Origin of the sequence: Rhodococcus yunnanensis NBRC 103083, from assembly GCF_001895005.1 — a bacterium.
In the GTDB taxonomy this organism is placed as follows: Bacteria; Actinomycetota; Actinomycetes; order Mycobacteriales; family Mycobacteriaceae; genus Rhodococcoides; species Rhodococcoides yunnanense.
Genome location: NZ_BCXH01000012.1, coordinates 1 through 13,327 on the forward strand (window position 1 = coordinate 1; position 13,327 = coordinate 13,327).

At 64.2% G+C, this 13,327-nt stretch carries 14 protein-coding genes; 5 read left to right on the forward strand and 9 right to left on the reverse strand.

The annotated features are described in order from the left end of the window. Positions 1–390: 390 nt before the first annotated feature. From RY1_RS18335 to RY1_RS18350, 4 genes are all read right to left on the reverse strand, one after another. Entirely contained in the window at positions 391–1,587 is a 1,197-nt protein-coding gene (locus RY1_RS18335) for an NAD(P)-dependent malic enzyme (protein ID WP_072805477.1), read from the reverse strand. A gap of 199 nt (positions 1,588–1,786) precedes the next feature. Next, positions 1,787–2,047 carry a hypothetical protein gene (locus RY1_RS18340; RefSeq protein WP_245819745.1) on the reverse strand — a complete coding sequence of 87 codons (261 nt, stop codon included), beginning with the start codon at positions 2,045–2,047 and terminating at the stop codon, positions 1,787–1,789. Positions 2,048–2,051: 4 nt separating this feature from the next. Then, positions 2,052–2,666 (reverse strand): MarC family protein, encoded by a 615-nt coding sequence (locus RY1_RS18345; RefSeq protein WP_072805478.1) that lies wholly within the window; start codon positions 2,664–2,666, stop codon positions 2,052–2,054. Further along, on the reverse strand, positions 2,663–3,508 hold the full coding sequence (locus tag RY1_RS18350; protein WP_072805637.1) for a PHP domain-containing protein: 846 nt from the start codon (positions 3,506–3,508) through the stop codon (positions 2,663–2,665). Before RY1_RS18350 ends, RY1_RS18345 begins: the two co-directional genes overlap by 4 nt. A 90-nt stretch (positions 3,509–3,598) precedes the next feature. Between RY1_RS18350 and RY1_RS18355 the strand changes: the two genes are divergently transcribed. Further along, on the forward strand, positions 3,599–4,696 hold the full coding sequence (locus tag RY1_RS18355) for a magnesium and cobalt transport protein CorA (RefSeq protein ID WP_072805479.1): 1,098 nt from the start codon (positions 3,599–3,601) through the stop codon (positions 4,694–4,696). 7 nt (positions 4,697–4,703) lie between these two features. Here RY1_RS18355 and RY1_RS18360 read toward each other — a convergent pair whose 3' ends face one another. Then, positions 4,704–5,276 (reverse strand): suppressor of fused domain protein, encoded by a 573-nt coding sequence (locus RY1_RS18360; protein ID WP_072805639.1) that lies wholly within the window; start codon positions 5,274–5,276, stop codon positions 4,704–4,706. A 69-nt stretch (positions 5,277–5,345) separates the two neighbouring features. On the opposite strand from RY1_RS18360, the gene RY1_RS18365 reads away from it, so the two are divergent. The 4 genes from RY1_RS18365 to RY1_RS18380 all read left to right on the forward strand — a co-directional run bounded on the left by RY1_RS18365 (position 5,346) and on the right by RY1_RS18380 (position 8,945). Then, positions 5,346–6,059 carry a metallophosphoesterase family protein gene (locus RY1_RS18365; RefSeq protein ID WP_072805480.1) on the forward strand — a complete coding sequence of 238 codons (714 nt, stop codon included), beginning with the start codon at positions 5,346–5,348 and terminating at the stop codon, positions 6,057–6,059. Next, a complete protein-coding gene (locus RY1_RS18370; protein ID WP_072805481.1) occupies positions 6,049–6,915 on the forward strand; it encodes a chromosome partitioning protein ParB in 867 nt (288 codons plus the stop codon). Before RY1_RS18365 ends, RY1_RS18370 begins: the two co-directional genes overlap by 11 nt. A 129-nt stretch (positions 6,916–7,044) precedes the next feature. Next, entirely contained in the window at positions 7,045–8,556 is a 1,512-nt protein-coding gene (locus RY1_RS18375; protein ID WP_072805482.1) for an MFS transporter, read from the forward strand. 92 nt (positions 8,557–8,648) lie between these two features. Beyond that, positions 8,649–8,945 carry a hypothetical protein gene (locus RY1_RS18380; protein ID WP_072805483.1) on the forward strand — a complete coding sequence of 99 codons (297 nt, stop codon included), beginning with the start codon at positions 8,649–8,651 and terminating at the stop codon, positions 8,943–8,945. Positions 8,946–8,990: 45 nt separating this feature from the next. On the opposite strand, the gene RY1_RS18385 is transcribed toward RY1_RS18380, so the two are convergent. Genes RY1_RS18385 through RY1_RS18400 form a run of 4 tightly spaced genes read right to left on the reverse strand, consistent with a single transcriptional unit; the run spans position 8,991 to position 13,259 of the window. Continuing rightward, complete coding sequence (locus RY1_RS18385; RefSeq protein WP_072805484.1) at positions 8,991–10,160, reverse strand: ABC transporter ATP-binding protein; 1,170 nt, start codon at positions 10,158–10,160, stop codon at positions 8,991–8,993. A gap of 5 nt (positions 10,161–10,165) precedes the next feature. Then, positions 10,166–10,999 carry a carbohydrate ABC transporter permease gene (locus RY1_RS18390; protein ID WP_072805485.1) on the reverse strand — a complete coding sequence of 278 codons (834 nt, stop codon included), beginning with the start codon at positions 10,997–10,999 and terminating at the stop codon, positions 10,166–10,168. Further along, a complete protein-coding gene (locus tag RY1_RS18395) occupies positions 10,999–11,940 on the reverse strand; it encodes a carbohydrate ABC transporter permease (protein ID WP_072805486.1) in 942 nt (313 codons plus the stop codon). The genes RY1_RS18390 and RY1_RS18395 overlap by 1 nt, the downstream gene beginning before the upstream one ends. Then, on the reverse strand, positions 11,937–13,259 hold the full coding sequence (locus RY1_RS18400; RefSeq protein WP_072805487.1) for an ABC transporter substrate-binding protein: 1,323 nt from the start codon (positions 13,257–13,259) through the stop codon (positions 11,937–11,939). The genes RY1_RS18395 and RY1_RS18400 overlap by 4 nt, the downstream gene beginning before the upstream one ends. Positions 13,260–13,327 lie beyond the last annotated feature (68 nt).

Below are 13,327 nucleotides of genomic sequence, written 5' to 3' on the forward strand. Positions count from 1 at the left end.
ATCCGGTCACCCGCCAGTGAGCGAAGGCGACATTCAGTCACTCAGAGTGAGCGAAGGCGACATCCGCACACCCGACGCGAGCGAATGTCACATTCGGTCACCCGCCGGTGAGCGAAGGCGACATTCAGTCACTCAGAGTGAGCGAAGGCGACATCCGCACACCCGACGCGAGCGAATGTCACATTCGGTCACCCGCCGGTGAGCGAGGGCGACATTCGGTCACCCACCAGTGAGCGAAGGTGACATTCGGTCACCCACCAGTGAGCGAAGGTGACATTCGGTCACCCCCCCCGCCGGTCTGACCCCCGAACCCCGGACACCCGGAGATACGAGAACACCCCGAATCCGGCCGGGGTGGGGCGGGTTCGGGGTGTTCTGTTCCTGCTGTTCCTACGCGACACCCTCGGCTCGCGCTGCTGCCGCAACTGCGTCCGCAACGGCCGGGGCGACGCGTGGGTCGAGCGGGCTGGGCACGATTTTGTCCGCAGCCAGCTCGTCGCCGAGAACCGAGAGGATTGCCTCGGCAGCGGCGAGTTTCATGCCTTCGGTGATGCGGCGTGCGCCGGCGTCGAGTGCGCCTTTGAACACGCCGGGGAAGGCGAGCACATTGTTGATCTGATTCGGGAAGTCGCTGCGTCCGGTGGCCACGATCGAGGCATACAGTGCTGCTCGTTCCGGGTGGATTTCCGGGTCGGGATTGGACAGCGCGAACACGATCGACTGCGGCGCCATCGAGGCGATGAAGCTTTCGTCGATCTGGCCTGCCGAGACGCCGAGGAATACATCTGCTCCGGCCAATGCTTCGGCTGCGCCGCCGGACAGTCCGCGCGGATTGGTGCGTGCTGCGAGGTCGCTCTTCACGCTGTTCAGATCCACACGATCGGACGAGACGATGCCTTTCGAATCCAGCACTACGACGTCGGGGATGCCGGCGAGAAGCAGAATGTTCGCGCATGCGACGCCTGCAGCGCCTGCACCGGAGATGACGATCTTCAGGCCTGAGGTGCTCCGGCCCTGAACTTTGGCCGCTCCGTTGAGGGCTGCGAGAACGACGATCGCGGTTCCGTGCTGGTCGTCGTGCATCACGGGGCAGTCGAGGGCCTCGATGACACGCTTTTCGATCTCGAAGCAGCGAGGTGCCGAGATGTCTTCCAAGTTGACCGCGCCGAAGCTGTGACGAAGGCGAACGATGGTCTCGACGATCTCGTCGACGTCGTTGGTGTCGAGCACGATCGGAATCGAGTTCAGGCCCGCGAAGTTCTTGAACAACGCGGCCTTGCCCTCCATGACGGGAAGCGACGCGCGGGGACCGATGTCGCCGAGACCGAGCACAGCCGAACCGTCGGTGATGACCGCGACCAGACGATCGGTCCACGTGTACTGCTTGGCGAGCGAGGAGTCCTGCGCGATGGCCCGGCTGACCTGGGCCACTCCGGGCGTGTAGGCGATGGACAGATCGCGCTGCGTCTCGAGCGGAGCCGTGAGCTCGACCGAGAGCTTTCCGCCGACGTGGCCGAGGAAGATCTCCTCCTCGGTGATTGCGGACAGGTCTGCAGCGTTGTTTGTCGGTTGGGTCACAGTCGTCACGTTATAACTCCTCGGTGGCCGAGACGAGATCGGCGGTCGAATCGAAGAAGAAGAAATTCGGAGTGCGCCCGTACAAGGCTGCGACCACCGAAGAACTGGTAGGACGTGAGGCGTGTGCGCCGTCACCGTCCAGCATGGCGCTGTGGCGCCACTGCGGTGGACCAAGTGTGCCACCGCAGCGGCGGAGTGTGCAAACTTCTCATCCCCACCATTGTGTCCACAGAAGCACCCCGGCGATGACGAACACCAGCACAGATGCGACGACCGACACCGCGCGTGTTCGATGGTCCGCGAAGTGCTGCACGACGACGGCCAGCACAGCCGCAGCGATGTGAGCGGCGACCGATACCGTGCCTGGCCCCGGGAATTCCCGCTGGCTGCCGATGTACTGCGCACCGACGACGACAACTGCCAGCACGACCAGTCCTGCCGTGACTGCTCCACTCAGACCCCGAAGCAACCCGTCATCCTCCTGTGATGAATCCGCGGACCGAATCCGCAATGAGCTGAACCGCAATCGCGGCCAGCAACAGACCTGCGATGCGGGCCAGCAGCGTGATGCCGCCCTCACCGAGGATCCTGATCAACACCGTCGAGAACCTGAGCACCAGAAAGAACAGTAGGTGAATGGTCACGATGGCGAGTCCTACGGCAAGTAGTGACCCTACGTGCCCGCCGGCTTGGCTGACGTAGACGATGACCGCCGCGATCGCTCCCGGGCCCGCCATCAACGGCGTGCCGAGGGGCACGAGCGCGACATTGACGTCCTCTGCTTCCGATCCGCTGCCTGCGCCGCGACCTGTGAGCAGCGACAGCGCAATGATGAGCAGCAGCAGACCTCCAGCGCCCTGCAATGCCGGGATGCCGATGTGCAGGTATTCGAGGATCGCCTGGCCACCGATCGCGAACACCGTGATCACCGTCAACGACACGGCGGGCGCCTGCCAGGCCGCCTTGTTTCGCGCTTGTCTGCTCTTGCGTCCGACGAGCGAGAGGAACACCGGAATGGCTCCCGGTGGATCCATGATGACGAACAGTGTGATCAGAACCGTCAGGTAGAGGGTGGTATCGAAACTCATACTTCGATACCGGACGACTGCGCGAGAAGTCGCTCGTACTGCTCGACGGCGGTGGTGTGCTGGCCGAGCCGCAGTGTCTTGTTGTCACCGTGATAGTCGGAGGATCCCGTCGCGATGAGGTCGAGTTCCTCGGCGAGGTCACGCAGTATCCGCGTGTCCTCGGCGTCGTGGTCGGCGTGTTCGACTTCGAGGCCACCGAGACCATGCCCGACGAGCTCGCGCACGTGCTCCAGATCGAGCAGACGTCCCCTCGCCCGTGCGCGTGCATGAGCGACGACGCTGACGCCTCCCGCGGTGCGAATCATCGCCACGGCCCGCTCCAGCGGGGTGTCGATCTTGGCGACGTAGTAAGGGCTCTTCGTCGCCAGTGGCCCGTCGAATGCAGCCTGCACGTTCGCTACGGCACCGGCGGCGACGAGGGCACGCGCAAGGTGCGGCCGGCCTGCCGACGGGCCGATCGCGGCGAGAATCGCGTCGGGTTCGATCATCGGATAATCGGTCGCCAGACGTTCGGCCATGAGGCGGATCCGCTCGGTTCGCTCGCCGAGCAACCGGCTGCGTTCCGCCGCGAACACCTCGTCCTCCGGGTCGAACAGGTACGCGAGCAGATGCACCGGGACGGGATCGCCGTCCTCTCCCCTGCCCTCGCACGACATCTCGATCCCCCGTACGACGGTCAATCCGGTGGGCGCGGCGCCCAGAGCCTCGGCCCATCCGTCCGTGGTGTCGTGATCGGTGAGTGCGACGACGTCCAGTCCTGCGTCTGCCGCCGCTCGGACCAACTCTGCCGGGGTGTCGGTGCCGTCGGAGACGGCAGAATGGGTATGGAGGTCGATGAGCACGAGAGCCAGTCTCTCAGGCACACGAGCAGTTCGTATCCCAGGCGTACGATTGCGCGTCGCGCGTCCGCTCGACCCGAAGGAGAGCCGCCCATGCCATCGTTACCACCGCGGCCGTCGTTGCCGTCCCTGCATTCACTGCGTCCGACGGGCCGCAGCCAGGCGGCAGGGCCGAAGGTCCCCGTGCCCACCGCACGTGCGATCGTCGACTGCGCGATCTACGTCGACGGTGTTCGACTCCCCGGCAAATTCACTCACTCGGCTGCGATAGCGGAGGTCCGTAAGCGCGGCGAGGGCTTCGTCTGGCTCGGTCTTCACGCTCCCGACGAAGGGCAGATGAACGGCGTCGCGGAGTGTTACGGCCTCCACGAGCTCATGGTCGAGGACGCCGTCCACGCTCACCAGCGTCCGAAGCTCGAACGATACGACGACGTCTCGTTTCTCGTGCTCCGTACGGTCAGTTACGTCGAGCACGAGTCGGTCACGACCGCCAACGAGATCGTCGAGAGCGGCGAGATCATGGTCTTCCTGGCTCGCGATTTCGTCGTCACGGTTCGGCACGGTGAGCACTCGGGGCTCTCCGGAGTTCGGCATCGGCTCGAGGAAAATCCGGAGCGGCTGGCGCTCGGCCCGTCCGCGGTGCTGCATGCCGTCGCCGATCACGTCGTCGACGAGTATCTGGCGGTGACGTCGTCGATCGAACGCGACGTCGATGTCATGGAAGAAGAGGTCTTCTCCCCGAATCATCATGTCCCGATCGAGAACATCTATCTGCTCAAGCGCGAGGTGGTCGAGCTGCGACGGTCGGTGACCCCGCTGTCGACGCCGCTGAGCCAGCTCGTGCAAGGAGTGGACACACCGATCCCCAAAGCGGTTCGACGCTATCTACGCGACGTGCAGGACCATCACACGACGGTCGCCGAGCGGGTCGCCGAGTTCGACGAGGTGCTGAGTTCTCTCGTCGATGCCGCGTTGGCTCGGGTGACGATGCAACAGAACATGGACATGCGCAAGATTTCGGCGTGGGTCGCCATCGCCGCGGTGCCGACGATGGTGGCAGGCATCTACGGCATGAACTTCGACAACATCCCCGAACTGCACTGGACGTACGGGTATCACACCGTCATCGCGGTGGTGGCGATCTTCTGCGTCGGGCTGTTCGCGACCTTCCGGCGCAATCACTGGCTCTGAATCGGGTCTAGAGGGTCACGGCCGACCGGTGGGGATCGCGAACGTCGACGCCCGCTTCGACCCATGCCTCCCGAAGCGCGTCGGCCCCGCGCAGGCGCACCCATGCCGCTTCGGTGCCGGTGATCGGGACGACCGACAGGAAGTGGACGGGGTCGGATGGTTCGGGGAGCGGCAGGTCCGGCACCTCGCTCGCACCGAGGAGCACCGCGGTGAACGGGGCACCGACCCAGAGCGGCTCACCGAGGTCGAGCAGGGCGTCGTCGACCAGGACGACGCCTTCGACGGCAGGTGAGGCCGCGAGCACCGCGAGCTTCTTGTGCACGCCCGATGCGATTCCTGCGCCCCCGACCAGCGTCAACACCAGTTCGGCTCGTGGGCCGCGGTTGGGGTCGGCGACCAGTTCGTTCGGGTCGGCCATGGGGTGCCGGGAGCATCCGAGCGTCGCGTAGCGCACGATGCCGTCGGGGTTGTCCGCGAAACGAAGCACGTCGAGAGATTCCAGTCCGAGAAACGTCACCGACGCCGATGACGGGTTCTCGTCTCCGATCTCCGCGATCAGATGCGCCCGGACCCGGGCAATCACGCTGCCGAAGACACTGTCGCTCACGAACTACATCCAACACCACAGCGGCCCGGTAGCGTCGTCCGAGTGGTCTCCGTCCTCGCAGTTGCCGACGAGACGATCGAAAGCTTGTGGAGCGCACAGGTCCGATCGTTGAGTGTCGATCTCATTCTCGGTGCGGGTGATCTTCCGTTCGATTATCTGGAGTATCTGACCGACGCGCTCAATGCGCCGTGCGTCTTCGTCCCCGGCAATCACGACGCGGACCTGACGGGATATTCCGCGGGACGCGCAGGCTGGATGCGGGCAGGGCTTCCGACGACGTGGCCCGGTCCCGTGGGTGCGGTCAACGCCGATCGCAAGATCGTCTCGGCCGCGGGTCTGCGCATCGCAGGACTCGGCGGGTCCATCCGCTACAACGGCGGCCCCAACCAGTGGACGCAGCGACAGCAGCGGCGCCGGGCGAGGACGTTGACGCGGACCACATCGTGGGCGGAACGGGTGCGCGGCGATCAGCGCGGCATCGACATTCTGTTGACGCACAGTCCCCCGTTCGGCGTCGGTGACGACACCGACCCCGCGCACATCGGTTTCGAGTGCCTCGACGACGTCACGCGCGTTCTTCGCCCCCAGGTACTGCTGCACGGTCACATTCATCCGCACGGCCGGACGCCCGAGGATCTGCGTCTGCACAACTCGGATGTGGTGAACACCGTCGGATACACGTTGCTCGAGATCGAGCCGGGTGGGGAACATCGAGACACAGCTCCCACGATCGTGAGGCGACGCCATGGCACGTGACACCGGATTTCCAGCAGCCGACGCGGAGAACGATTTCACCAGACAACGCAGGCGAGCCGACGTCGCTCGGCTCGTCGGGTGGCTTCGTCGCCAGCCCGACGACGTCAATACGATCCTGCCGTTCGACGAGGTCGTCGCCGCTCTCGGCAAGATCGGCGAGCGGCAGTTGGGCGTGCAGGTCATTCGAGTCGACTCGATCGTCGGGAGTGTCGATCGAACTCGCGATTTCGACCGATTCTTCCGTCCGACGTCGGCGCGCATCAGGGAACGGTGGCAACGGTTGGCGGCCGCGCAACGGCGCGGCGAGTCGATGCCGCCGATCCAGGTCTATCGCATCGGTTCGATGCACTTCGTGCTCGACGGCCATCACCGTGTGTCCATCGCGTTCGCCATGCATCGAACGACGATCGACGCGCTCGTCACCGAAATCATCACCCGGATCTCACCCGAGGGAATTACCCGTCGCGGTGACCTGCTCATCAAGGATCACCGGCGAATCTTCCTCTCCCGTGTGCCACTCGTCGGCAAGGCACGTGAGGCTGTGACCGTGACCGATCCGTTCGAGTACGCCGAGCTCAGCGAATGCGTCGAGGCGTGGGGCTTTCGGTTGATGCAGGAGAAATGTGAGTTCGTCGACCGAGCCACGGTGGCGCGCCGATGGTTCGGTGAGGAATTTCTGCCCGTCGTGCGGATGGTGCGCGCGGCCGACATTCTCGAGGGCCGGACGGATGCGGAGGCGTATCTGTGGATGATTCGGGAGCGTTACCGCCTGGTCCGCGAGCACGTCTGGAACGACGAGATCGTCTCGGAACTGCGCGAGCGGGCCGTCGGCCGAACCACTCGACCACCGCGCTGATAGACGGGATCCTCGCACAGTCACCTTTCAAGTCGGCGGCAAACCTGATAACTACTTAGATGCACACATCAAGCATTCTTGTAATTTGAAATTTGCTCGACCCAAAAATGTGAACGAGGTTCCTCGCCCATGCCTTCGCCTGTCCGCACCGTCGCACGCCAACCAGGCCGCTTGCTGCTTCCCAGCCTCTGCCTCGTCGTCATGACGCTGACCATCCTGCAGACGATGGTCATTCCGATCGTCGGAACCATCGGCACCCAGCTGCACGTGAGCACGACTGCCGCGGGATGGGTGCTCACCGCCAATCTGCTCGCCGCCGTCGTCGCCACTCCCATCATCGGAAAGCTTGCCGACCTGCACGGCAAGCGGCCCGTCCTGCTTGCCGTTCTCGGCCTCGTCCTCGTGGGCACGCTGATCTCCGCGTTCACCCACTCACTTGCATTTCTGATCGTCGGCCGGGTTCTGCAGGGTGTGTCCTACGCGCTGTTCCCGATCGCGCTGGCGATCCTGCGCGACGAGATGCCGCCGCACAAGTTGGTCGGGTCGATGGCGATCCTGTCCGGAACGCTCGGTGTCGGCGGCGGATTCGGGTTGGTCCTGACGGGCCTGTTGACCGCAGACGGCGCCGACTATCACCGTGTCTTCTGGCTGACCGCCGTCTTCGTCGTCGTCACACTCGTGTTGGCGTGGTTCGGGCTTCCCGCGCGGCCGCGCAGCGGTACCGGCACCGTCGATTGGGTGGGCGCCCTGTTGCTCGCCATCGGGCTGATCCTGCTGTTCCTCGCGCTCACGCAGGGTCGCTCGTGGGGCTGGGCGTCGGCGTTGACGATCGGCTGCGCGGTCGTCGGCGCCGCGACACTGGCAGTGTGGTGGATCTTCGAACGCAGGATTCCTGCCCCACTCGTCGCACCCCGGCTTCTGACGCACGGACCATTGCTCGCGACGAACATCGCCACGCTGTTCATCGGCATCGCGATGTTCGTCAGCTTTCTGTCCAGCTCGTACTTCGTGCAGACGCCGCGTGAGATCGCCGGATACGGATTCAGCGCGGACGTGCTGAGCGCCAGCGTGGTGTACCTGCTGCCGGGAGCTGTGGTGGGCGTCATCGCAGCGAGCTGCGCAGGCGCATTGATCCGACGCTTCGGCGGGCGCCGCGTACTGATCTCCGGCGCCGTCATCGGGTTCTTCGGGTTCGTTTTCGTCGCCGTCTTCCACGAATTCTCCTGGCAGATCATCGTCGGAACGATGGTCGTGAACATCTTCGTCAGTTTCGCGTTCGCGTCGATACCCAATTTGCTGATGGCCGAGGTGTCCGCCCGCGACACCGGAGTCGCGAACAGCGTCAACTCCATCGTGCGCACCGTCGGAACCTCCATCGCCAGTGCACTTCTCACCACGATGTTGGCCACCTACACGATATCGGGAACCGCGATTCCGCTCGAGGCCGTGTTCGTCTTCGCGTTCGCGGCGGGGGCGATCGCCTGCGTCGTCGTCGCCTGCGCAGCAGGTGCGATTCGTGTCGTTCCGCGGGACTCGAACGATGCCAGCACATTCACAGGCAACCCGACGGATGCGGCGTCCCAGGACCAGGGCAAACACCGCGAAACCGCAGCAAGCGGGGCACTGGCAGAGGACTGCTGAGGTCCTGGGAGAGTCCCGTTCTCCCTTTCGCCACCGGGTGCGGCGAGCCTACTTTCGAGCATGCAGAACGCAGTCACTCGAAAGGGAAATACATGAACACCCGAAAGATTCTCACCCGCACCGCAATCACCGGCGCACTCGTCGCAGTACCTCTCGTCGCAGTCGTCGGCACCGCGTCGGCGGATCCGATCCACGACGACCACGGCCAGCAGAACCAGCAGAACCAACAGTCACCGCAGTGGGAGTGGCCGCAGTTCGAGCTGCCGCAGTTGCCGAATCTGCTGCCGCAGCAGCATGATCCGGCACCGCAACCCGCGCCCGCACCCAACGAGGTACCGAGCTTCGCCCCTGGCTTCTTCCAGAATTTCAGCACCGGCTCCGCCGGATAGGCCGCGCGACTCGGGCGCCGACACCCGGCGCCCGAGATCGCAGCCCTACAGCGTCAGATTGTTCCCGGACGCGTGATCGAACACCGACACCTTGGCCGGGTCGAACCACAACTCCACCTGACGCCCCTCGGCGGCCTTCGATTCGGCAGCCAGACGCGCGACCACCTGTGCGCCACCGAGATTGGCGATGCCCGCATCGGCCGCAAGTTCCTGCAGCTCGGCGGACTCGACCTGTGCGCCCTTGAGGGTGAAGTAGGCGTACTTGTCGCTTCCCATCGATTCGAGGACATCGACGTCGGCAGTGAAGGTTGCGCCGTTGATCTTCTGGTAGGAGTCGATCAACGCCGCATCCTCGAAGTGCTCGGGACGGATACCGACGACGACCTCCTTGCCCGGATTCTTGGACGCGATCAGCTGCAGGCGATCGGCAGGCAGTTCGATGTCACCGAGGTCGGTCTTCACCCCGTGCGCCGTCAGCTCGCCCGGTACGAAGTTCATCGAGGGCGATCCGATGAAGCCGCCCACGAAGAGGTTTCGCGGCTTGTCGTACAACTCCTGCGGTGATCCGATCTGCTGCACCAACCCGCCGCGCAGCACCACCACACGATCACCGAGCGTCATGGCCTCGGTCTGGTCGTGCGTGACGTACACCGTCGTGGTGCCGAGACGCTTCTGCAGACGCGAGATCTCGGCGCGGGTCTGCACACGCAGTTTCGCGTCGAGGTTGGACAACGGCTCGTCCATCAAGAACGCCTTCGGCGTGCGAACGATGGCTCGGCCCATGGCAACTCGCTGTCGCTGACCACCGGACAGGTTCGCCGGCTTGCGGTCGAGATGCTGGCTCAGATCCAGAATCTTCGCCGCTTCCTCGACCTTGGAGTTGATCTCGCTCTTGCTGAGCTTGGCGAGAGTCAGCGGAAAGGCGATGTTCTGACGCACCGTCATGTGCGGATACAGCGCATAGGACTGGAACACCATCGCGATATCGCGATCCTTCGGTGCCCGCTCGTTGACGCGCTCCCCCGCGATCCGCAGCTCACCCGACGAGATGTCCTCGAGCCCTGCGATCATGTTGAGCGTCGTGGACTTTCCACACCCCGACGGCCCGACGAGGATGATGAATTCACCGTCGGCGATGGTGATGTCGACGTCGCTGACTGCAGCTGCGCCGTCCGGGTAGAGCTTGGTGACTTTGTCGAGAACGATTTCGGCCATGACGGTTATCCCTTCACTGCGCCGGACGTCAAGCCCGCCACGATACGTCGTTGGAAGAACAGCACGAAGATGATGATCGGAATGGTGATGACGACTGCGGCTGCAGCGATCGATCCGGTGGGCTCCTCGAACTGCGAGCTACCGGTGAACTGAGAGATCGCGGCAGGCACCGTGATCGACCGCTCCGTCGCGGTCAACGAGATGGCCAGCAGCAGGTCGTTCCACGCGAAGATGAACACCAGGATCGCGGCGGTGACGATGCCCGGCGCCGCGAGAGGCGCGATGACCTTGCGGAACGCCTGGGCGGGCGTCGCGCCGTCCATTTTCGCGGCTTTCTCGAGCTCCCACGGAATCTCACGGAAGAATGCCGACAGCGTGTAGATCGCCAGCGGCAGAGCGAACGTGATGTACGGGATGATCAGGCCCAGCCATGTGTCGAACAACCCGAGCTTGCGCTCGATGTCGAACAACGGTGTCACGAGCGAGATCTGCGGGAACATCGCGATGAGCAACGCAGCTCCGACGAGCAACTTCTTGCCGGGAAAGTCGAGGCGCGCGACGGCGTAGGCGGCCATCGTGCCGATGACGACGGCAATGACCGTGGTGATCAGCCCGATTCCGATCGAGTTGATCAGCGCCGAGGTGAACTGGTTGGTGGAGAAGATGCCCTTGTAGTTGTCGAAGGTGATGGACTGCGGAATGAACCTGCCGTCGGCGATGGTGGCCGTCGACTTGAAGGACAAGCTGATGATCCAGGCGAGCGGTATCAATGCGTACAGAAGCACGAGCACATTGATGACGGTCCAGCCGACCTTCTTTCGAGGCGTTACGGTCGTCATTACTTACGGCCTCCGTCGTCCGAGCCCGGTGCCGATGCACCGAACAGCTTGATGAACACGAACGCGATGATGGCGACGCAGAAGAAGATGAGCACGCTGATCGCCGAGCCGAGTCCGAGGTTGAATGCGCCGAACAGGTTGTCGTAGCCGAGAATCGACACCGATCCGGTGCCGTTGCTGCCCTTGGTGAGCACGTAGATGTTGTCGAAGATCCGGAACGCGTCGAGCGTGCGGAACAGCAACGCGACCAGGATTGCCGGTTTCATCAACGGAATCGTGATGCGACGCAGGCGAGTCCAGGCGCCTGCGCCGTCGACCTCGGCTGCCTTGAGAAGGTCGTCGGGTACGAGGGCGAGTCCTGCGAGCAACAGCAGCGCCATGAACGGCGTCGTCTTCCACACCTCGGCGAGAACGACGATCGCGAGCGAGGGCAGCTGCTCGGTCAACGGCGCACTGCCGTCGGGAAGCAGATTGGCGAGATATCCGGTGCCCGGCGTCCACGCGTAGTACCAGCTGTACGCGGCCGCGACGGTCACGATGCCGTACGGGATCAGCACGACGGTGCGCACCAATCCGCGCCCGAAGATGGTGCGGTGCATGATGAGTGCGACCGTGAGGCCGAGTACGAACTCGATGATCACCGACACGATCGTGATGCCTGCGGTGACGCCGAACGCCGTCCACCAGTAACCGTCGGTGAGCACGGTGACGTAGTTGGAGAGGCCGACGAACTGCCGATCGTCCGGGAAAGCCAGGTTGTACTTCTGGAAGCTGAGCCAGAACGCGTAGACGATCGGGTAGCCGGTGACGGCGATCATCATGATCGCCGCGGGTGCGATCAACATCAGGCCCAGCCTGCGCTCGGCCTTCTTGCCGTCGGAAATGTGCTCGAGTACTTCTTGCTTGTCGACGCTGTCGCGCTCGGTCGTAGGTGCGCTCATGGAATCAGCCCTTCGGAATTGACTGCCTTGGAGACGAGGTCGGCGAGCTTGTCCACGTCCGCCACCGGATCGATGTTCTGCGGCGGATTGAGCGCGTCGGCGAGCAGGATCGAAATGCTCTGGTAGGCGGGCGAAACCGGGCGAACCGCAGCATTCTCGATGGAGTTCAGCACGCCCTCCCATGCGGGGTAGACCGCCTGGAACTCGGGATCGGAGTAGAGCGACTTCATGACCGGCGGGACGCCGCCGTCGACGGCGTTGTTGCGCTGGTTCTGCTCGTCGGTCAGGCACGCGACCGCTTCCCAGGCGAGATCCTCGTGCTGCGTGGTCTTGGCGACACCGATGTTGAACCCGCCGATGGTCACCTTCGCCGGGGTGTTCGGCTCGACGGCCGGGTACGGCGCACTGCGGAACACCTCCGCGATCTTCGCATCCTGTTGATCCGCCGGGACATTGGTGAGGTCGAGGAACGGAACCGCGCCCGCGGCCGCGTTCTCCTTGATTCCGGGAAGAACGAACGGATAGTTGACCTGGAATGCCGAATTTCCGGCCTCCATGCCCAACCGGGCGGTGGCCTCGTCGGTCTGCGAGATCGACGGGTCGTGGCCGTCGGCGGTGGCCACCCGCTTCATGATCTCCAGCGTCTTCTCGGTCGCCGCGCGATGCTCGGGGGTGTCGTTGAGCGTGACGGTCGTACCGTCGTCCGCGACGACCTGCCCGCCCGCGCTGACGAGGAGACTGTTGAACCAGACCATCAAGCCCTCGTACTGCTTGGCCTGAACGCCGATGTACGCGGGTTTGCCCTCGGCAGCGTTGGATTCGGCCATGTCGACCATCTCGTCCCACGTCTGCGGGGGCTGGCCCCCGGGCACCACGTCGGGGCGATACCACAGCAACTGCGTGTTCGAGTTGAGCGGAACGGCGTACAACTGGTCCTGCCACTCGGCCGTCGCGAGCGGACCTTCCAGCGTCGATCCGTCCTTCAGCTTCGCCGCGAGGTCGTCCGGGACGGGCAACGCCCACCCCGCCTCGGCGAATTCGGCGGTCCACACGACGTCGAGAGTCATGAGGTCGAGACTGTTGTCGTTGCCCGCAAGTCTGCGGGCCAATTGAAGTCGCTGATCGTTTGCGCTCTTGGGCAGAGTTCGTTGCTCCACCTTGTACCGGCCACCCGACGCGGCCGAACAGGCTTCCGCCGCGGCGGCATACTGTTCGGCACCGTCTGCTGCGGTATAGAAGCTCAGCACCGGAGTGCTGCTGTCGGACGATCCGCAGGCGGCGAGCAGAGGGCTGGCGACCAATGCCGCCGCTGCCAACACGCCTATTCTGGTTGCGTTTCTCGGCCTCGGACCACGCTGTCTCGGCACTTTCCGCCTCCGTATTTTCG

Bases quoted from the DNA above. Each gene is read 5' to 3' on its own strand.
- RY1_RS18345 (WP_072805478.1), bottom strand. From the start codon at position 2,666: ATGAGTTTCGATACCACCCTCTACCTGACGGTTCTGATCACACTGTTC.
- RY1_RS18355 (WP_072805479.1), top strand. From the start codon at position 3,599: ATGCCATCGTTACCACCGCGGCCGTCGTTGCCGTCCCTGCATTCACTG.
- RY1_RS18370 (WP_072805481.1), top strand. From the start codon at position 6,049: ATGGCACGTGACACCGGATTTCCAGCAGCCGACGCGGAGAACGATTTC.
- RY1_RS18375 (WP_072805482.1), top strand. From the start codon at position 7,045: ATGCCTTCGCCTGTCCGCACCGTCGCACGCCAACCAGGCCGCTTGCTG.
- RY1_RS18380 (WP_072805483.1), top strand. From the start codon at position 8,649: ATGAACACCCGAAAGATTCTCACCCGCACCGCAATCACCGGCGCACTC.
- RY1_RS18385 (WP_072805484.1), bottom strand. From the start codon at position 10,160: ATGGCCGAAATCGTTCTCGACAAAGTCACCAAGCTCTACCCGGACGGC.
- RY1_RS18390 (WP_072805485.1), bottom strand. From the start codon at position 10,999: ATGACGACCGTAACGCCTCGAAAGAAGGTCGGCTGGACCGTCATCAAT.
- RY1_RS18395 (WP_072805486.1), bottom strand. From the start codon at position 11,940: ATGAGCGCACCTACGACCGAGCGCGACAGCGTCGACAAGCAAGAAGTA.